The organism is Ralstonia sp. 25mfcol4.1 (assembly GCF_900104095.1).
GTDB lineage: Bacteria > Pseudomonadota > Gammaproteobacteria > Burkholderiales > Burkholderiaceae > Cupriavidus.
Genome location: NZ_FNJO01000008.1, coordinates 78,784 through 98,417 on the forward strand (window position 1 = coordinate 78,784; position 19,634 = coordinate 98,417).

The following is a 19,634-nucleotide window of genomic DNA, read 5'->3' on the forward strand; positions in this document are numbered from 1 at the left end:
CCATCCCGCCGACGCCCTCCGCGCCAAGGCCATGCGCTTTGCCGCCAGCATGCTCGTGCTGCGTGACGGGCCCCACGGCATGGAAATCCTGATGATGCGCCGGCCGCAGCGCGACGACGACCGCAGCGCCGGCGCCTTCGTATTTCCGGGTGGCGTGCTCGATGCCCAGGACGCCACGTTGCATCCGTTGTGCGCCGGCCTGGACGACGCGGCGGCCAGCGCGCGGCTGCAGGTGCCGGCCAACGGGCTGGACTACTACCTGTGCGCGGTGCGCGAGGCGTTCGAGGAAGCCAATCTGCTGTTTGCCTACGACGCCAGCGGGCAAATCGTGCGGCTTGACGACCTGGGCCCCGGCGTCCACCAGCAGTTGCGCGAGGCCGCCAGCTACGGCGGCAAGGGTCTGGCCCATGTGTGCGAGATGCTGGGCCTGCGGCTGGCGGTCGACCAGCTGGCGTACTGCGCCTACTGGCTGACGCCGCCGGGCCTGCCCAAGCGGTTCGATACGCGTTTCTTCATGGCCGTGCTGCCCGCCGGGCAGACCGCGATCCACGATGGCGTGGAGGCCGTGGAGCACCGCTGGATGCGGCCTGCCGACGTGGTGGATCCGGCCAACAACCTCACGCTGGTCAATGCCACGCGCAAGATCCTGCAGTCCATTGCGCATTTCCAGACGGCGCAGGCGTGTTTCGACTACGCGCGGCAGCAGCGCAATATCGCGCTGGTGATGCCGCGTCTGGCCCACGGCCCGAAGGGGCAGCGCCCCGTGATGCCGGAGGAGCCCAGCTACGCCGAGATCGCCCGTATCGACCCGGATGGCGCAGGCCATGGACGCTACACGCTGGAACCGGGCCTCGCCGTCAAGCTGTCGGAACGCGTCTGGCGCGTGACGGCCAACAACGGCAACGTGATGACCGGGCCCGGCACCAACACCTATTTCGTGGCCGGCGCGGACAACCAGTGGGCCGTGATCGACCCCGGTCCCGACGATGCCGCGCACTTCGACGCCGTGATGGCTGCCGCGCCGGGCCCGGTGAAATGGATCCTGGTCACGCATACCCACCTGGACCACTCGCCGGGGGCGGTGCGCCTGCGCGAGGCCACCGCAGCGCCGGTCTGGGGCCGCACCACCGACGTGGTGGATCGCCAGGACCAGACCTTCCGGCCCGATCACCAGCCAACGCACGGCGACCGCATTGCGCTGGGTCCGCAGACCACGCTGCGTGTGATCCACACGCCGGGGCATGCGTCGAACCACCTGTGCTTCCTGCTGGAAGAGGAAAAGACGCTGTTCACGGGCGACCACGTGATGCAGGGGTCCACGGTGGTCATCAATCCGCCCGATGGCGACATGCGGGCCTACCTGGCATCGCTGCAGGCGCTGCTGGAGGAGGATATCGAATGGATCGCACCGGGCCACGGCTTCCTGATGCCGCGCCCGCATGACGCGATCCGGCTGCTGGTCCGCCACCGCATGCAGCGCGAAGCCAAGGTGATGAATGCGCTGCGGGCGCTGGCGGCGGCCGATGCCGGCACGCTGGTGGCCAGCGTCTACGACGACGTTCCTGTCACCAAGCATCCGATTGCATTGCGATCCCTGATGGCCCACCTGCGCAAGCTGGAGGCCGATGGGATCGCCAGCGAGGCCGACGGCGTCTGGAAGCTGCTGTAGGACTGGAGGCGCCACTCGGCGTCGGGCCCGGTGCGCGACCTCATACCTGCCTGATCCGGCTGCGCCGGGCGCCCGGCGGGCAGTGCCGCCGGCAGGTGTCGTAAGACGAGTTCACGCTCAGCGCAGCAGGCTCCGTCAGGCAATCGAAAGCTTGTGAAATATCTGGATACCTTGACGGCCTTGGCGGGGCCGCCGCGCCCTGCCTACAGTGATCGGATCGAAACCCGCCGCGAGCCGCGCCATGTCCAGACTCCTATGCGCCTTCCTGCTGTCCCTGGCCGCCTCGGGTGCGGCGCAGGCCGTGACCAAATGCGAAAGCCCGCGTGACACGCTCTACACGAACGGGTCATGCCCGGCCGGCTATCAGAATGTCACGGGCTCGATGCGCGGCAACGTGACCACCGTGACCAAGACGCCCAAGATCCGCCAGGACGAACAGGCCTACCTGCAGAACCGCGCCCGCATGTCCGAGCAGATCCAGAACTGGGACGCGCGCCAGGACGAAGCCGACTGGCGCAGCCAGAACGCGTTCTGGAACCAGTGCCGGACACTGGAATACCAGGCGCGCGCCGCCGAACGCGCGATGCAGCACACCGAATACTGGAGCCACGCGGACCGCTATCGCCACGCCGCCCAGGCTCTGCGCACCGAGCAGTACAGCATGGGATGCTATTTCTGACACGTCATGGGGGGGTCGGACGTCCGGACATAGCACAACCTGCCGATATTAGTCGCGCTTAGATCGGCATACAGAAAATTTCAGGCGAAATGGGGCCGGCATCACGTCTGCGGTCACATACAATCCGTTCCCATCCGGCCCGCCACGCGCTGTCCTGCATCGTTCCGGATCACTGACGTGGCAACTGCGGTCGCAACCTACTCCTGTGAAGAAACATGCTGACTCTCACTGCGATCGTTGCGTATATGCTGGCCTGCATCGTTGCTCTGGCTTTCGGTGTCCGCTGGATGATCAAGAACGACCCGCTGCTCAAGCAGCCACAGTTCCTGGATACCTCCGCCGGCCCCCACGACGATTCGCCGCGCTAAGCACAAACAGACGCAAGCACACCCAAGCAATCCCCCGGGCAATCCCCCAGGCAATCCCATCGAATCATTGCTTCACGCGAAACGCCGGTCCACAAGACCGGCGTTTTGTTTATGGGCCGCGCTACCGGCCTCGCCGCCTCCGCGCCGGTGCTGCAACCGTTACGTGTATCCGTCCTACACCGCGACCCGCCGCGCGCCGACACCCCGCCATGCCGCGCGACGCTATGCTCGGACAATAACGACCTTCCTCACCGTGCTGCCATGTCGACCGTTCCGCCTTCTCCCGCCCTGCGGTCCGCGCGGCCGCCAGAGGCCAGCGCGCTGACACCTGACGCCGATCACCCCGGCGATACGGACAGCGCCGTTCCGGACGCGGGCCTGACGGGCCCGATACCGGTTGCCGCCGCCGCGCCGATCACCAGTCCCGATTACACGCCGCCGGCCTGGACGCAATCCCTTGGGCGCGCCAGTTCGGCGCTGGTCGTGCTGGCTACGCTGGCCTCGCTGTATGCATTGCATGTGGCCACCGCGTTCATCGTGCCGGTGGTGCTGGCCATCATCCTTGCCTATCTGCTCGATCCCATCGTGGAATTGCTCCAGCGCCGTCACATTCATCGCGCCATTGGCGCCACGCTGGTGTTGCTGAGCCTGCTGGCGCTGGCGTTGAGCGGCGCCTACCTGCTGCAGGGGCAGGTGTCGTCGATCGTCGACCGCCTGCCGGAGATTGCCAGCAAGCTGTCGCGTTCCGTGGGGGCACTGATGAGCGGCGACGACTCCGTGGTGCAGAAGGTGCGGCGCGCCGCCACCATCCTTAGCGGCACCGGGCAGCTTCCCGCCCCCCGGGGCGCCCCGGTAGTGGTCGAGCGCACTGCCGACAATTTCAGCAACATGGTGTGGGCCGGCTGGGTCAGCGCCTTCGCGCTGATGGCGCAGTCGGTGGTGGTGCTGTTCCTGACGTGGTTCCTGCTGCTGGCGGGCGACATGTTCAAGCGCAAGTTCATCAAGATGGCCGGCAAGACGTTGAGCCAGAAGAAGATCAACGTGCATATGCTGGACGAGATCAACCGGCAGGTGCAGCGGTACATGATCATGCTGCTGGTCACCAACGCCTCGCTGGGCTTCTGCATTTATCTGCTGCTGAAGTATCTGTCGATCGACAATGCCGGCACCTGGGCCCTGGTGGCCGCCGTGCTGCACCTCGTGCCCTACTTTGGTTCGCTGGTGGTGGCCGTGTGCCTGGGCGTGGCCGGCTTCATGCAATCCGGCACACTTGCCGTGGCCGGCGCCGCGGCGGGCGGTTCGATGGTGATCGCCACGTTGATCGGCAATGGCATGACCACGTGGATGACAGGCCGCCTGGCGCGTATGAATCCCGTCGCCGTCTTTGTGTCGCTACTGCTGTTCACGTGGCTCTGGGGCACGTGGGGCGTGCTGCTGGCGATACCGCTGGCGGTCATCGCCAAGGTGGTGGCCGATCACGTCGAGGGGCTCGAGGTCATGGCCGAATTTCTTGGCGAATAAGCGACCCGGGCGTAAGCGTACCGGGGGCGGCCAGCCTGGCCGCTACCGTCATGCCGACCGCATCACTTCGGCATGGGTGCCGCGCAGTGTGCGCATGGCATCGTCGCATTGCTGCGGCGACTCGGGGTTCACTAGCACCGCCCAGCGACCGTGCTTGACCGCCTCGCGCACCGGGGTGATCACCGCCTGGTGATCGGGCCGTGCCGTGATCAGGCCGCCGCCCATCATGCCCAGCATGGCGCCGATAAACGCACCCGCCAGCGCCGTCGGCCACGGATTCTGGGTGACCCACGCGACGTGCTGCAGATACAGCACGGCCACCACCAGCAGCCCCAGAATCAGCCCGCACGCGCCCAGCGTCAGGTGCGACCGGACGGCCGTGCGCGCAATCCCATTTTCGTCGGGCTCGAGCTTGCGGCCAAAATGCGCTTCGTGTGGGTGGACCAGCTTGACCTGCCCCGCGCTCAGACCGGCGGTGTTGCAGACCAGGTCGACCGCCTGCGTGGCGTCGGCCTCGGTGTCGTAGAGCGCGGCAATACGGGTATTGGCCGCCTCGCCTGAAATCAGATTGCCTGTCATGTCGGGCTCCTTTGTGCCGGACGCATCTGCCGGACGGTGCATGGAGGGCCCTCCCTTCCAGATTTCTCGTATTTCTTCTTCGTTCTTCGTTCAATCGTAGCGTTCGAGCCGCTTTCGCCGCGTCGGCTTGCGGCCGCACAGGTCTGTAGGACGACGCCGAAACCGGCCGACCTCCGAGTTTCGGCCAGCAAAACTTTGATGCATCGCAGAATGACGAGCCCCCGCCTGTCGCCTATAAATCAACGGCTGTCGCGCGCACCGAGGTTTCATCACACAAAACCCGACCCGGAGGAGACGCATACGTGACCGTCCAGAGCACATCGCTGCAGAAGGCCTGCCGGCTGCTGCGCGCGCTGTCGGATACCCGCAATGCACGCCTGACCGACCTGGCCGCCGCCGCGCAGGTCGACAAGGCGTCGGCCCTGCGGCTGCTCGACACGCTGATGGCCGAAGGCATGGTCGAGCGCGACCCGGCCACCAAGGCGTTTTCGCCGGGGCGCGAATGGCTGACCCTGCAGGCGGCCTCGCAGCGCCGGCTCGACCTGCGCCCGCTGGTGCGCCCCGCCCTGATCCGCCTGGCCAATACATTTGAAGATTCGGCGATTCTGTCGGTGCCTGGCGGCTGGGAATCCGTGTGCCTGGAACTGCGCCTGGGCACATTTCCGATCCGCGCCAACTATCTCGATATCGGCAGCCGCCGCCCGCTCGGCGTGGGGGCTGGCAGCCTGGCGCTGCTCGCTGCCCTGCCCGACGACGAGATCGACGCGGTACTCGAATGCATCGCGCCGTCGCTGAAACGCTATCCCCGGATCGATGCCGACATGTTGCGCCGCCACGTGGAAACCACGCGCGCGCGCGGCTATGCCGTGCTGCTCGATGTGGTGGTGGAACGCATGGGTGGCATCGGCGTCGCCCTGCCCGGCCCCGACGGCTATCCGCTGGGCGCCATCAGCATTGCCGCCCTCAACGAACGCATTACCGAACGCGAGGCCGCGCTGGCCCGCGCGCTGCGCCGGGAGGCAGACGCCATCGCCGCCAACTGGCGCCACCCCACCCGCCAACCACAGAACCAACCGAAGGAGGCATGAAGCATGCGCTGGAAGCAACGTCCAGAAGGCTCAAACTGGGGCGATTTCGGGCCCGACGATCAGCTGGGTCGCGTCAACCTGATCGGCCCGGAGCAGGTGGTCAAGGGCGCCCGCGAGATCCAGGCCGGCATCAGCTTCTGCCTGTCGATGCCGCTGGACTATCCCGGCGGCAACAAGCTGAACCCCCGCCGGCATCCGCCGCAACTGCGGCCCACCTTCCGCGACGACATCCCGTACCTGAACTTTCCGCTGGCCAAGGTCAACCCGGCCGCCACCGACGTGATCAGCGACGACCAGGTGCTGCTTTGCCTGCAGTATTCGACGCAATGGGATTCGCTGGCGCACGTGGGCGCGCTGTTCGATGCCGACGGCGACGGCCGGCCCGAGCGCGTCTACTACAACGGCTACCGCGCCAACGCCGATATCGTGGGTCCGGTGGACTATGCCGAGGATGACCACTTCGCGGCGCACGACTGCGGCCACGGCCACGACAGCCATGCCGACGCGCTGGGTATCGAGAACTTCGCTGTCAAGGGCATGCAGGGCCGGGGCGTGCTGGTAGACCTGGCCGATGTCTTCGGCACCGATTTCCGCAATGTCGGCTATGACGACCTGATGCGCGCCATGGAAGCCCACCGCGTGGAAGTGGAGCGCGGCGACATGCTGCTGTTGCGCACCGGCTTTGCCGAGGTGGTGCTTTCGATGCAGCGCAATCCCGACGAGGATGTGCTGCACCACAGCTGCTCGGCCCTGAACGGCCGCGACAACCGGCTGCTGAACTGGATTACCGACGCCGGCATCGCTGCCCTGATCGCCGACAACTACGCCGTCGAGCGCTTCCCGGCATTGCCCCCACCCGACGACACCAAGACCCATCCGCTGCTGCCCCTGCACCACCACTGCCTGTTCAAGCTGGGGCTGCCGCTGGGCGAACTCTGGTACCTGCGCGAACTGGCCGACTGGCTGCGGGCCAACAAGCGCACGCGCTTCATGCTGACCGCGCCGCCGCTTCGGCTGCCCGGCGCGGTGGGGTCGCCGACCACGCCGATTGCAACCGTATAGCACGGGGCGGATATTAGGCTCCCCTCTCCCACATTGTGAGAGAGGGGTTGGGGGAGAGGGCGTTGGGTTTCAGGCCGCGACCTGTCACGAATTGAGGCGCCCGCCCTCTCCCTCGCCCTTTCCCGCACGCGGGAGAGGGAAGAAAACAGATGACATAACAAGATGGAGGAGACCATGAAGACCACCTGGAAACTGATCGCCGCTGCCGCGCTGAGCGCCGCATCCCTGGCGGCCCACGCCCAGCCCAAGTCAGGCATTTCCGACGATGTCGTAAAGATCGGCCTGCTGCTCGACATGAGCGGACTCTATGCCGACGTCACGGGCCGGGGCAGCGCCACGGCGGCCCAGATGGCCATCGACGACTATGGCGGCAAGGTGCTGGGCAAGAAAGTGGAACTGGTGGTGGTAGATCACCAGAACAAGGCCGACATCGCCGCCAACAAGGCGCGCGAATGGTTCGACCAGGACAAGGTCGATGCCATCCTGGACGTGGCCGCCTCGGCCCCGGCGCTGGCCGTGCTGGACGTGGCCAGGCAGAAGAACAGGATCGTGGTGTTCTCGGGCCCCGGTACCGAGCGCATCACCAACGATCTCTGCACGCCGGTATCGGTCCACTACGCCTATGACACTTACGCGCTGGCCAACACCACGGCCCGCGCGATGGTGCAGCGCGGCGGCAAGACGTGGTTCTTCCTGACGGCCGACTACGCATTCGGCCATACGCTGCAGCAATCGGCCACGACGGTGGTGCAAGAGGCCGGCGGCCAGGTACTGGGCGCGGCCCGGCATCCGATCAACACCAGCGACTTTGCCTCGTACCTGCTGCAGGCCCAGGCCAGCAAGGCGCAGGTGGTGGGCCTGGCCAACGCGGGCGGCGACACTGTCAATGCCATCAAGGCCGCGTCGGAATTCGGGCTGACGAAGAACGGCACCCAGAAAATGGCCGGCCTGCTGCTCTATATCAACGATATCCACGCCATCGGCCTGAAGACGGCCCAGGGGCTGGTGCTGACCGAGGCGTTCTACTGGGACATGAACGACGCCACGCGCGCCTGGTCGCGCAAGTACTTCGACAAGGTCAGGAAGATGCCGAACATGAGCCAGGCAGGCGTCTATTCGTCGGTCACGCACTATCTGAAGGCCGTGCAGGCGGCCGGCACCGACGAGACTGCCGCCGTGATGAAGCAGATGAAGGCGCTGCCGATCAACGACTTTTTCGCCAGGAACGGCCGCATCCGTGAGGACGGCCGCATGATCCACGACATGTACCTGTTCGAGGTCAAGAAGCCCGAGGAATCGAAGTACCCGTGGGACTACTACAAGCTGCTGGCCACGGTGCCCGGCGACCAGGCCTTCATGCCGGTGGCCAGGTCGCAGTGCCCGCTGCTCAAGAAATGACCCCTGCCGTGACCGCCGCATCGACGACATCGAGCTACGTGCGCGGGGTGGGCAACACCCGCTTCGGACGCCTGCCCGGCAGCACGCCGCTGACGCTGATGGCGCAGGCTGCAGACGCCGCGCTGGATGCCGCCGGGCTCGCGCGTGGCGAGGTGGACGGCGTGCTGTGCGGCTACGCCACCACGCTGCCGCACCTGATGCTGGCCGACCGCTTCTGCGAATTCGCATCGCTGCAGCCTGCCTATGCCCATGGCATGGCCGGCGGCGGCGCCACGGGCGGGCTGATGGCGATGCTGGCACATGATCTGGTGCGCGCTGGCCGTTGCCGCAACGTGCTGGTGGTGGCCGGCGAGAATCGCCTCAGCGGCCAGAGCCGCGATCAGTCGGTACAGACGCTGGCCCAGGTGGGCGAGCCGGAAATCGAAGTGCCGAACGGCGCGTCGGTGCCGGCCTACTACGCGCTGCTGGCTTCGCGCTACCTGCACGAGGTGGGCCTGGATGCCGATGCGCTGTCGGATTTCGCGGTGCTGATGCGGCGCCATGCCGCCGGGCACCCCGACGCACACCTGCGCGATCCGCTGACGCTGGAGGCCGCCCGCCAGGCTCGGCCGATCGCGTCGCCGCTGCGGCTGTCGGACTGCTGCCCGATCTCGGACGGCGCCGTGGCGCTGGTGGTATCGGCCGACCCCGGCACCGGCACGCCAGTTCGCATCGTGGGAGCCGGCCAGGCGCATCGGCACCAGCACCTGGGCGCGCTGGACGACGTGATGCGCAGCGGTGCGTCCGATGCCGCCGGGCGCGCATTTGCGGAAGCCGGCTGCGGGCTGGCCGATATCGACTATCTGGCGATCTACGACTCGTTCACGATCACGCTAGTCATGCTGCTGGAGGAAATCGGCATCGCGCCGCGCGGCCAGGGCGTCGCCCGGCTGCGTGCCGGCGATTTCGATGTCGATGGCGCGCTGCCGCTCAACACGCATGGCGGGCTGCTCGCTTTTGGCCATTCGGGCGTGGCGGGCGGACTGATGCACCTTGCCGAGGCGGCGCGTCAGCTGGCCGGCCGGGCAGGCGCCCGGCAGTTGGCCCGTCAGCGCAAGCGCGCGTTGTTTCATGCCGATGGCGGGGTGCTGTCGTCGCATGTCAGCCTGATCCTGGAGACCGCATGAGCGAACCGCAACCCGTCCCGCCCTACACCGAAGGCCTGGCCGCCGGCGTGGTGCGTTATCAGGCCTGCGAGACCTGCGGCGCCTGGCAGCCACTGCAGCGCCATGCCTGCCGCACCTGTGGCAGCCGGCAACTGGCCTGGCGCGATGCCCACGGCCAGGCCACCATCTACGCGGTGACCGAGGTGTTCCGCGCCCCCACCGAAGCCTTCCAGGCGCTGGTGCCTTACACGCTGGTGCTGGCTACCCTCGATGAAGGTCCGCGCGTGATGGGCCACGCCGACCCCGGCATCGCCATCGGCGACCGGGTGCGCGCGGGGGTGTTCCACCTCGACGGGCAGCCGCTGCTGCGCTTTTCCCGGATTTGATCTGAACAGACGCCAACAGACCGCAAAAACAATGTCCTCCACCCTCTCCGCCCTGCTCTCGCCCCGTTCCGTCGCCATCGTTGGCGCTTCCGACAACATCCACAAGATTGGCGGCCGGCCGATCCATTACATGCAGACCATGGGCTACGCCGGGACCATCTATCCGGTCAACCCGCAGCGCGAAACGCTGCAGGGGCTGCGCGCGTACCCATCGCTCGATGCGCTGCCCGAGGCGCCCGAACTGGCGGTGATCGTGGTTGCCGGTGACGCAGCGGTGCAAGCCGTGGCCGACTGCGCGCGGCTGGGCGTGGGCGCGGCCATCGTGATCGCGTCCGGATTCGGCGAGGCGGGCGAGGCTGGCAAGCGCCAGCAGGACGAGATGGTGCGCATCGCGCGGGAAGGCGGCCTGCGCATCGTCGGCCCAAACAGCCAGGGGCTGGCCAACTTTGGCAATGGCACTATCGCCAGTTTTTCGACGATGTTTATCGAGATCCCGCCGCAGGATGGGCCGGTGGCGGTGGTCAGCCAGAGCGGCGGCACGGCGGCGCTGGTCTATGGCCTGCTGCGCAACCAGGGGATCGGTGTGCGGCATGTGCATGCCACCGGCAACCAGGCCGACGTCACCGTCAGCGAACTGGCGCTGGCCGTGGCGCAGGACCCCGATGTGCGCCTGCTGCTGCTGTATCTGGAAACGCTGACCGACCCGGATGTGCTGGCCGAAGCCGCTGCCGTGGCCCGCGCGCGCGGCGTCCCCGTGGTGGCCGTCAAATCGGGCCGTTCGCAGGCCGGCGCCCGCGCCGCCGCATCGCACACGGGCGCCATGGCCAACGAAGATCGCGCGGTCGATGCCTTTCTGGCCCGCCACGGCATCTGGCGCGTCGAAGACGCCCACGCGCTGGCGCGCTGCGCCCCGCTCTACCTGCGCGGCTGGCAACCGGCCGGCCGCCGGCTGGTCGTCGTCAGCAACTCGGGCGCCAGCTGCGTGATGGCCACCGATACCGCCGATGCCCTCGGCATCCCGATGGCGCCACTGTCGGCCGCCACACAATCCGCGCTGGCCGAACGGCTACCCGGCTTCGCGGCCACGGCCAATCCGGTGGACGTGACCGCCGCGCTGCTGACGAACAGCGGCCTGTTCGGCGACGTACTGCCCGTGGTCGGCGCCGACCCCTCGGCGGATCTGGTCCTGCTCGATATTCCGGTGGCCGGCATGGGCTACGACGTGCCACGCTTTGCCCGCGATGCCGCCCAGTTTGCCGACCAGGCTGGCAAGGCGATTGCCGTGGCCGCCTGGCAGGACGCGGTGGTCAGCGAATTCCGCGCGGCCAACGTGCCAACGTTCGTCCACGCGGCCGACGCGCTGGCCGCCTTCCATCAGCTGACCGCGCACCAGCAACTGCTACGCGACGTGGCCGGCGAGCCCGCCATGCCGCCGATCGTTCCGTCCGCCGTTGCCACGCCTTCCCGCACGCTCAGCGAGGCCGCCAGTCTGGCCCGGCTGGCCGAAGCCGGCGTGCCTGTGGTGGAACACTACCTGTGCCAGAGCGCCGACGAAGCGCTGGCGGCTTGGCAACGCATTGGCGCCCCGGTAGCGATCAAGGCCAGTTCCCCGGCCGTGCCGCACAAGAGCGAACACGGCCTGGTGGCGCTGAACTGCAACAGCCACGATGCAATTGTCGACGCATTCACCAAGCAAACGCGGACACTCGACGCCATGCATGCCCCATGCGAAGGCGTCATCGTCGCGCGCATGTCGCGCGGCCAGCGCGAATGCATGGTCGGCGCCCACTGGGACCCGGTCTTCGGCGCGGTGCTGCTGGTGGGCGACGGCGGCAAGTACGTGGAAGTGGTGCGCGACACGGCGGTACTGCTGGCCCCCGCCAGCCCGGCCGCCATCGAACGCGCGGTACGCGGCCTGCGCATGGCCCCGCTGCTCGACGGCGTACGCGGCGAGTCCCCGGTCGATGTCGCCGCCCTGTGCGACGTGGCCGCCAGGGTCGGCAACCTCGTGCATCAGGCACGCGGCCAGATCCGCTCGGTGGATCTGAATCCGGTCATGCTGGGGGCAGAGGGGGCGCTGGTGGTGGATGGGTTGATGGAGGTGGCGTAGCCGCAAAAGGCGGCGCTATCCAAACTCCCTTACCAATTGCTGGACGGCCACCGGACCATCCTTTTCTATCGTGTCGTTTCTCCACGAGGCGTGAGGATCGGCTCAGCATTTTGAGCATTTCTTTTGGCGAGACGGGAAGGTCGAAAAACCGCGGGTCCTTGGCGACGATACCGGCAATGGATAAGGTTCGCCTTCCAAGGCGACGGTCTTGCCGTGATGCGTGAAGAAGAAGCCCTTGCCTGCTATCAGGACGCCGCCCGTTGTCGTGGCGTCGCCGTCCCGCAGTGCATACCTGATATCAGCCATGTCGTCTCCATCAAGAATGGCGCCCATTCTTGATGGGCCCGCTGGACACGCAATCGCCGAATGCTGAAACCGGGCACAGCATGGACCGCCGCCCTGATTGTTCACATCTCAAGACAAACTGTCAGTCGATTCGATCTTCTTTGCTTTGTCGCCAATCGTTACATTTCAGGCGCCGCATCGCGCCTGAGCCCTTACGGAGGCGCGCGTGCGCGCGTCTCACTACAAGGATAACGAAGCATGAAGACCCGTCTCGCCTGCCTGGCCGCCATGGCCGTCCTGCCTGCCCTGCCCGCCGCGGCGCAGGCCCAATCGAGCATCACGCTGTATGGCGTGGTGGATGCCGGCGTGGAGTTCCTGACCCACGCCCCGAACACCGCCACTGGTGGCAGCAACAATCTGGTGCGGATGTCGGCCGGAAACCTGTCGACGTCGCGTTGGGGTCTGCGTGGCGCCGAAGACCTCGGTGGTGGCCTGAAGGCGGTCTTTACGCTGGAAAGCGGCTTTGACCTCGACACTGGCAGCCTGAACCAGGGTGGCCGCCTGTTCGGCCGTCAGGCGTTTGTGGGTCTGCAGAACCAGTACGGCACGCTGTCGCTGGGTCGTCACCAGACGGTGCTCTACGACTTCTCGCTGGCTTATGACCCGATGGCCATCGCCACGCGCTACTCGGTGCTGATGCACGACAAGTGGATGTCGGGCCGTGCCGACAACTCGCTGAAGTTCACGGGCCAGACCGGCGCGCTCTACTACGGCCTGTTCTACAGCACCGGCTACGACAGCAGCGCCGGCGGCGAAGTGCCGGGCGATTACAAGGCCGGCCGCAACTGGTCGGTGGCGGGCGGCTACGATGCCGGCCCGGTGTCGGCCCGCGTGGTCTATGACGAAGTGCGCGGCAGCACCGTCGCCACGGACGACAACCGCGAGCGCCGCGCCACCCTCGGCGCCAGCTACAACTTTGGCCGTGGCCGCGCGTTTGCCGGCTATCGCTGGTACTACGGTGACTTCGCCAGCAGCTCGCTGCGCACCAACCTGTACTGGGTGGGCGCCACGTATCAGGTGACCCCGGCCATCGCCGTCACGGGCGCCGCCTACTACACCGACGTGCGCAACAGCAACGGCGATCCGTACAGCTTCGTGCTGTCGGGTACCTATGCGCTGTCCAAGCGCACCGACCTCTACGCGATTACCACCTACGCGCAGAACCGTAACGGTTCGTCGATGAGCCTGTCCGGCTTTGGGCCGTCGCTGAACGGCAGCGCCACCACGCTGACCGCTACCAGCGAGCAGGTGCGTGCCGGCCAAAGCCAGTTCGGCGCCATCATTGGCGTGCGCCACCGCTTCTGATCCACGTCTGATCGACGGTTGAGCGTCATCGGATTGCGTAAAGCGTCCAGACAGCGTCCAGACTCCACGGCGAAGACTTTCCCTTCGTCCTTCCATGGGCCCGCACAGGTGATTGCCTGGCGGGCCCCTTTCTTATGTGGCGGCGGGCCGTGTGGTTTGCGCCGAAGGAAGGAGCCAGCCAGGCGTGCCTTAAACGCTTGCGGCCAACCCCAGCGACTTCAGCGCCGCGTCCAGCGACGCCTGTTGCTCCGCGGCGTACAGCGCCAGTTCATCGCTGACCGTCGCACCCAGCGCCTGCTCGAAGGCCGCGCGGTTGGGCGATGCCTGCAGGTCGTCGCGGTTCTCGTCGCCCAGGTTCGACTGGAAGATGCCGGCGGCGCTGACCGGCAGGAAGTCTTCGTAGGTGATCGGCTCGGCCACCAGCGCGCCGGCGGCAATCAGCGCTTCCACATCGCCGCCGTCGGCCGCCGCATTGCCCGCCGCGTAGCGGTAGTACGCCAGGCCCTGCTGGCGCAGCGCCTTATGGTCGTCCGGGAACGCCTCGAAAATATCGCCAAGCGTCTTGCGATAGGCATCGGCGTTCGAACCGTCCCCAGCCGGCGTGATGACCTTGCGCACCTCGTTCAGCAGTTCGTCGTAGAGCTTGCGGCCCTTGGGCGTCAGCGCCACGCCGCGTTGCTCGATCTCGCCAAAGCGGGCCGTATGGGTGCCGGCCTCGCCGCCATCGCGGAAGGTGACCGGCTCGCTCAGCGCCAGGAAACTGGTCTGGCGCAGCAGGATCGGGCAGCGGCGCGTGGGCGGGCCTTCCACCACGGCCTTGGGGCTGATGCCGCGTGCCGGCATCTGCGCCTGAACCATATCGATGTCCAGCGTGCGCGGCGTCAGGTGATTGATGTGCGGGCCGGGGAAGCACACGATGTCGGCGATCAGCGGATGCGTCTTGCGCAGCTTCCAGTACAGGTCGGCTTCGACGGTGGACTTGCCGTGCCAGCGGAATGTCTCCAGCGCCTCGGCCACAAAGCGGGCAGCGTCCTCGTCAGCCAGGCCGCCCTGCTGCTCGGCGCGCTCGATCAGCGCCAGGCAGCCCGGCGTGAAGATCGACCGCGTGGCCAGCACCGCTGCGGCGGCGTCGCGCAGCGCGGCGTCCTGGATCAGGTCCAGGCGCAGCAGCGACGTGAACACGCGGAACGGGTTCTCGGCCAGGCCGGCGGTGTCCTTCGGCCGGAACGCCGTAGAGTGCACCGGCACGCCGGCCACGGACAGATCGTAATAGCCCACCGGGAACATGCCCATCACGGCGAACAGGCGGCGGATCGTGGCGAGTTCGGCAGGCGTACCCACGCGGATGGCGCCGTGGCGCTCCACCTCGATGCGCGATTCCTGGCCCGCCGCACCGGCGGCAGCGGCACCGACGCTGGCCAGCACTTCGGCGTTGACATCGGATACCAGCGCCATCAGCGTGCCGTACTGCGGCACCTCGGCACGGTACATATCGGACATGGCGCGCGAGAACCGGGCGCGGATCTGGCTGGGGGACGTGAAAGCGGCAGACATGTTCTGGGGACGACAGTGTGACGAAAAAGAGCCGCCCAGTGTGGTCGGGCGGCTGGACGGCCGCAAGCGATATTTATGGGCGACTTGATGCGATTTTCGCATTAACTTGATGCCCCGCCAGCGCCTGAGTTTTGATGCCCTCGCATTGGCGCAGCAGCCAGCCGGAAAACAGCGCAGCCTTGTCGCGATCCGTGCCGTCGCCGGGTTTGGCCTGGCGATAGGTCAGGAAATAGGCGCCGTGCCGACCGGACTCCGGCGCCCCGGCGAACGGCAGCGCCGTCAGCCGGCCGCTTTCGATCTCTGCGCGTACCATCATTTCTGGCAAAACGGCGATGCCAAGCCCGCAGATCGCGGCGCCGGTGACCATCGTGAACAGATCGTAGCGGGGCCCCAGGCGGGCGCGGCGCCGAATCGCCTCGTCGTCGCCGCCGAACCAGTCGGGCCAGGCATCGGGGCGGCTGGCCAGATGCAACAGCGGAAGATTCAGCAGGTCTTCGCGCTTGTGCAGTGGCGCGCCCTGCAGCAGTTGCGGGCTGCACACCGGGATCGACGGACCCTCTTCGAGCAGCCGGGCCGACGGATGCCCGTCCCAGGCGTCGTTGCCGAAATAGATGGCCGCATCGAACAGCGAATCGGCAAAGTGGAACGGCTCGGGCCGCGCATGGATATTGACGACGATGCGTGGATGCTCGGCCCGGAAGCCGGCCAGGCGCGGAATCAGCCATTGGGTGGCGAACGTGGGCACCACGGCGAGTTCCAGCACCTCCATGCCGCCAGCGCGCGACGCCAGGTCCTTGGTGGCGCGCTCGATGGCCTTCAGTTCGGCGCGGATTTCGCGCACATAGCGGTCGCCGTCGGGCGTCAGCACCACGCGCTGGCGCACCCGTTCGAAGAAGCGCACGCCGAGCCGTTCCTCCATGGCCTGGATCTGCCGGGAAATCGCGCTTTCGGTGACGTTCAGTTCCGCGGCGGCGCGCGTGAAGCTGCCAAGGCGGGCAGCGCACTCAAGCATCTGGAGTGCGATCAGGCTGGGCAGGCGCATGGTTCAGGGGCTGGTGAACGGGAAAACAAGGCGGATTCGGAAATCAGGGGCGCGCGATGGCGGCCAGGATGCGCTTCAGCTTGTCGGGGTTGCGTTGCGCGTGGATGCCGACAATACGCTCGCCATCGGTCTCGATGCTTTGGGCCGATTCGAGCTGGCCATCGACAAAGCGCAGCAGCGCCCACTGGCCGTTGAGCACCACCATCTGCACATGCACGGTCTGGCCGCGCCGCTGCGCCGCGAAGAACACCTGCGCGATCTTGCCGCCGCCGACCAGCGGCTTCGGAAAGCTCGGCACCTTGCCGCCTCCGTCGCCAATCAGCGTGGCCTCGTCGGCCAGCAGGCCCCGGATCGCGTCAAACGTGCCCTCCTCCAGCGCCTGGGCGAAGCGCCGCACCAGATTCAGGTGCACATCCTTGCGTACGGGCTGGTGTGGCCGGCCGTCGCGCAACTGGGTCTTCGCGCGGCTCACCAGCTGGCGGCAGGCCGCCTCGCTCTTGCCGATGACCTCTGCCACCTGGGCGTAGTCGGCATCGAACACTTCCCGCAGCAGAAAGGCCGCACGCGCTTCGGGCGTCAGGCGTTCCAGCAGGAACAGGAACGCCACCGACACGTCGTCGGCACGCTCGTAGAGGGCTTCGGGGGTATCGGTACCTTCGGACATCAGCGGCTCAGGCAGCCAGATGCCGGCGTAGTGCTCGCGCTGCAGCTTGGCCGCGCGCAGATGATCGATGGCCAGCCGCGTGGTCACCGATACCAGCCAGGCCTCGGGGTTGTCGATGGCGTTGCGATCGGTGCCGTGCCAGCGCAGCCAGGCGTCCTGCACGACATCCTCGGCCTCAGCCACGGCACCAAGCATCCGGTACGCGATGGCCTGAAGGCGTGGGCGAAGCTGGTCGAAGGTCTGGATGGGATCGGGTGCAGGCGCGGCCATGGCACAAGGGTCCTTGCGGTGGGCTGCCATTGTGGCATTGGCGCCCTGTCGCCGTCTCGCGTTGTGTCTGACTGCGCCCTTGAAATTTCCGAACTACTGTATATATTTACAGTGTACTGTATGAATAGACAGTACCAGATGTCTTGAGATGGATTGAACAGCGTCGGAACCTTCGGAGCCCTGAAATGGAACACCTGATCCGTGTGCAGAACGAATACGACCGCCAGGTACTGGTCTGGCTGCGCGGACGCATTGGCGACGCAGCCTTGGTGTCGGCCGCGCGCCGCACCGCCGCGGACGGAAAAAAGCCTTATCTCTCAACGATTTGCCGCCTGCTGAACATCCGGCCGCCGTCGCGCCGCAGCTTTGCCGATGAGGCGCGCAAGACGCACCGTGCGGTGGGTGAACGGTATCTGGCGCAGATCCGCCAGATCCTGGCCAAGCCGGCTGCCCAGCACGCACAGCGCGAAGCGACCGGGCATGACGCGCGGCCCCAGGGTTCCCTCTTCTAGACCGCGTTCGGACGCCGCCGAGTTTTAGTCCGAATTATTGAAATCCAATAATCGGGTAAACAGCCTGTAGATCACTTCTACTGACTGTTTCGCGCCTTGCTCATTGCGGCAGGTCGGTCACGCGCATCGCCGGCGTGATCTGCAGCGGATCGGTCACCAGTTCCAGCACGGCCGGCTTGCCGGCCTGCTGCGCCCGTTCGAAGGCAGCGGCGAAGTCTTCGGTCCGCTCCACGCGCTCGGCCCAGGCGCCGCAAGCCCTGGCCATTTCCACAAAATCGGGATTGACGATGCGCGTGCCGCTCTGGCGGCCCGGATAGCGGCGCTCCTGGTGCATCCGGATCGTGCCGTACATGCGGTTGTTCACCACGATCACGATCAGGTTCACGCCGTGGGCGGCGGCCGTGGCGATTTCCTGCGGATACATCAGATAACAGCCATCGCCGGCAAAGCACACCACGGTTTTGTCCGGAAAGCGCAGCTTGGCGGCGATGGCAGCCGGCAGGCCGTAGCCCATCGCGCCGCACGTCGGGGCCAGTTCGGTACGGGGGCGCTTGTAGGCATAGAAGCGGTGCAGCCAGACCGTGTAGTTCCCGGCGCCGTTGGACAGCATGGCGTCCTCGGGCAGCACCCGGTTCAGGTGCGCCATGGCGGCGCCCATGTCCACGCCGGTCAGTTCGGCGTGAGGCTTCGGCGGCGTGACAAACGCCTCGTGGTCGGCGCGCGCGCCGGCGGTCCAGTCCTTCCAGGCCACCGAAGCCGGCGCGGCCAGCGATGCCAGCATCGCGGCGCCCGGCTCGACGCCGGCATGGATCGGCAGCGCGGCCTGGTAGACGCGGCCCAGTTCGAAGCTGTCGGCATGGATGTGCACGAGCTTCTGCCTGGGCTGCGGGACTTCCAGCAGCGAATAGCTATCGGTAGCAATATCGCCAAGCCGCGTGCCGAAGGCCAAGATCAGGTCGGCCGCCTTCACGCGTTCGGCCAGCTTGGGGCTGACGCCCAGGCTCAGGTGGCCCACGTAAAGCGGGTCGCGGTTGTCGATCACGTCCTGACGGCGGAAGGCGCAGGCCACGGGCAGGTCCCAGGCTTTGACGAACGTGGCGAAGTCGCGCACGGTCTGGTCGGTCCAGTTAGCGCCGCCGGCGATCACCAGCGGACGCCGGGCCGCGGTGAGCGCGGCTGCCAGCGCCTGGGCATCCTCGGGGCGCGGCGCGGCGGCCACGGCGCGGTACGGCGCGGCGTCGGCCACTTCCACCTGACCATCGAGCACATCCTCGGGCAGCGCCAGCACCACCGGGCCGGGGCGGCCCGACGTGGCCACCTGGAACGCGCGCGCCACCATCTCCGGAATGCGCGCGGGATCGTCGATCTCGGCCGCCCACTTGCACATCGACCCGAACACGGCCGCGTAGTCCACCTCCTGAAATGCCTCGCGCCCCTTTTGCTCGCGGGCGATCTGGCCGACGAACAGGATCATCGGCGTGGAGTCCTGCTGGGCGATATGCACGCCGATGCTGCCATGCGTGGCGCCGGGGCCGCGCGTCACGAAGCAGATACCGGGACGGCCCGTCAGCTTGCCGTCCGCCTCGGCCATGTTGGCGGCGGCGCCTTCGTGCTTGCAGACCACCAGGTCGATGGCCGGTTGGTCGTGCAGCGCGTCCAGCACGTCAAGAAAGCTCTCGCCCGGCACGCAGAAGATCCGTTCGGTGCCGTGGATGCGCAGTTGGTCTACGAGTACGCGGCCGCCGGTGCGGGCCGTATGGGGAACATTGGAGGTCATGTCGGATGTGGGTCGCGTTATCGGCGTAAAGCGGCGTAGATCGACTGGAAGATCGGCGGGAAGATCGGCGTGAGGCTCGCAATGTCTGCAATTGTTCCGTTTGACGCGCGCGGCTGCGCGGCCTATCGTGCATTTCTGTTATGCGAATTCTGCAAGTCGC

The 19,634-nt window shown here is 67.0% G+C and carries 18 protein-coding genes; 12 read left to right on the forward strand and 6 right to left on the reverse strand.

The features are described 5' to 3' along the window. The first annotated feature begins 31 nt into the window (after nucleotides 1-31). From BLQ58_RS15660 to BLQ58_RS15670, 4 genes are all read left to right on the forward strand, one after another. Nucleotides 32-1,669: an MBL fold metallo-hydrolase gene (locus BLQ58_RS15660; protein ID WP_092599729.1), complete on the forward strand. Its 1,638-nt coding sequence runs from the start codon at nucleotides 32-34 to the stop codon at nucleotides 1,667-1,669. 241 nt (nucleotides 1,670-1,910) lie between these two features. Beyond that, the gene (locus BLQ58_RS15665) at nucleotides 1,911-2,348 is read left to right on the forward strand and encodes a hypothetical protein (protein ID WP_092599736.1); all 438 of its coding nucleotides are present in this window, start codon (nucleotides 1,911-1,913) and stop codon (nucleotides 2,346-2,348) included. Between the two features lie 215 nt (nucleotides 2,349-2,563). Next, complete coding sequence (locus tag BLQ58_RS29180; protein ID WP_175459929.1) at nucleotides 2,564-2,716, forward strand: hypothetical protein; 153 nt, start codon at nucleotides 2,564-2,566, stop codon at nucleotides 2,714-2,716. A 261-nt stretch (nucleotides 2,717-2,977) separates the two neighbouring features. Beyond that, nucleotides 2,978-4,237 (forward strand): AI-2E family transporter, encoded by a 1,260-nt coding sequence (locus tag BLQ58_RS15670; protein ID WP_092599739.1) that lies wholly within the window; start codon nucleotides 2,978-2,980, stop codon nucleotides 4,235-4,237. A 48-nt stretch (nucleotides 4,238-4,285) separates the two neighbouring features. Here BLQ58_RS15670 and BLQ58_RS15675 read toward each other — a convergent pair whose 3' ends face one another. Beyond that, a complete protein-coding gene (locus tag BLQ58_RS15675) occupies nucleotides 4,286-4,816 on the reverse strand; it encodes a riboflavin biosynthesis protein RibA (RefSeq protein WP_092599742.1) in 531 nt (176 codons plus the stop codon). 302 nt (nucleotides 4,817-5,118) lie between these two features. Here BLQ58_RS15675 and BLQ58_RS15680 point away from each other — a divergent pair, with 302 nt between their 5' ends. The 6 genes from BLQ58_RS15680 (at nucleotide 5,119) to BLQ58_RS15705 (ending at nucleotide 12,005) form a co-directional block, all read left to right on the forward strand. Next, nucleotides 5,119-5,904, forward strand: coding sequence for an IclR family transcriptional regulator (locus tag BLQ58_RS15680; protein ID WP_092599745.1), 786 nt, complete (start codon nucleotides 5,119-5,121; stop codon nucleotides 5,902-5,904). Between the two features lie 3 nt (nucleotides 5,905-5,907). Next, complete coding sequence (locus BLQ58_RS15685; RefSeq protein ID WP_092599748.1) at nucleotides 5,908-6,966, forward strand: cyclase family protein; 1,059 nt, start codon at nucleotides 5,908-5,910, stop codon at nucleotides 6,964-6,966. Between the two features lie 174 nt (nucleotides 6,967-7,140). Continuing rightward, nucleotides 7,141-8,364, forward strand: a complete 1,224-nt coding sequence (locus tag BLQ58_RS15690) for an ABC transporter substrate-binding protein (protein ID WP_092599751.1) — start codon at nucleotides 7,141-7,143, stop codon at nucleotides 8,362-8,364. An 8-nt stretch (nucleotides 8,365-8,372) separates the two neighbouring features. Next, nucleotides 8,373-9,530, forward strand: coding sequence for a thiolase family protein (locus BLQ58_RS15695; RefSeq protein WP_254775978.1), 1,158 nt, complete (start codon nucleotides 8,373-8,375; stop codon nucleotides 9,528-9,530). After that, nucleotides 9,527-9,895, forward strand: coding sequence for a Zn-ribbon domain-containing OB-fold protein (locus BLQ58_RS15700; protein ID WP_092599757.1), 369 nt, complete (start codon nucleotides 9,527-9,529; stop codon nucleotides 9,893-9,895). Before BLQ58_RS15695 ends, BLQ58_RS15700 begins: the two co-directional genes overlap by 4 nt. A gap of 31 nt (nucleotides 9,896-9,926) precedes the next feature. After that, entirely contained in the window at nucleotides 9,927-12,005 is a 2,079-nt protein-coding gene (locus BLQ58_RS15705) for an acetate--CoA ligase family protein (protein WP_092599759.1), read from the forward strand. 102 nt (nucleotides 12,006-12,107) lie between these two features. On the opposite strand, the gene BLQ58_RS28825 is transcribed toward BLQ58_RS15705, so the two are convergent. Then, the gene (locus tag BLQ58_RS28825; protein WP_139186120.1) at nucleotides 12,108-12,311 is read right to left on the reverse strand and encodes a PAAR domain-containing protein; all 204 of its coding nucleotides are present in this window, start codon (nucleotides 12,309-12,311) and stop codon (nucleotides 12,108-12,110) included. A gap of 237 nt (nucleotides 12,312-12,548) precedes the next feature. Between BLQ58_RS28825 and BLQ58_RS15710 the strand changes: the two genes are divergently transcribed. Further along, a complete protein-coding gene (locus tag BLQ58_RS15710) occupies nucleotides 12,549-13,655 on the forward strand; it encodes a porin (RefSeq protein ID WP_092599761.1) in 1,107 nt (368 codons plus the stop codon). Nucleotides 13,656-13,844: 189 nt separating this feature from the next. Here BLQ58_RS15710 and BLQ58_RS15715 read toward each other — a convergent pair whose 3' ends face one another. The 3 genes from BLQ58_RS15715 to BLQ58_RS15725 form a co-directional block, all read right to left on the reverse strand. Next, the gene (locus tag BLQ58_RS15715; protein ID WP_092599764.1) at nucleotides 13,845-15,209 is read right to left on the reverse strand and encodes a 2-oxoadipate dioxygenase/decarboxylase HglS; all 1,365 of its coding nucleotides are present in this window, start codon (nucleotides 15,207-15,209) and stop codon (nucleotides 13,845-13,847) included. Between the two features lie 73 nt (nucleotides 15,210-15,282). Then, on the reverse strand, nucleotides 15,283-16,251 hold the full coding sequence (locus BLQ58_RS15720) for a LysR substrate-binding domain-containing protein (protein WP_092599767.1): 969 nt from the start codon (nucleotides 16,249-16,251) through the stop codon (nucleotides 15,283-15,285). Nucleotides 16,252-16,294: 43 nt separating this feature from the next. Beyond that, nucleotides 16,295-17,185, reverse strand: coding sequence for an RNA polymerase sigma-70 factor (locus BLQ58_RS15725; protein ID WP_092599771.1), 891 nt, complete (start codon nucleotides 17,183-17,185; stop codon nucleotides 16,295-16,297). Nucleotides 17,186-17,370: 185 nt separating this feature from the next. On the opposite strand from BLQ58_RS15725, the gene BLQ58_RS15730 reads away from it, so the two are divergent. After that, on the forward strand, nucleotides 17,371-17,697 hold the full coding sequence (locus BLQ58_RS15730) for a CppA family protein (protein WP_092599774.1): 327 nt from the start codon (nucleotides 17,371-17,373) through the stop codon (nucleotides 17,695-17,697). Nucleotides 17,698-17,797: 100 nt separating this feature from the next. Here the strand turns inward: BLQ58_RS15730 and BLQ58_RS15735 are convergent, their stop codons facing one another. Further along, a complete protein-coding gene (locus BLQ58_RS15735; RefSeq protein WP_092599777.1) occupies nucleotides 17,798-19,474 on the reverse strand; it encodes a thiamine pyrophosphate-binding protein in 1,677 nt (558 codons plus the stop codon). Between the last annotated feature and the right edge of the window lie 160 nt (nucleotides 19,475-19,634).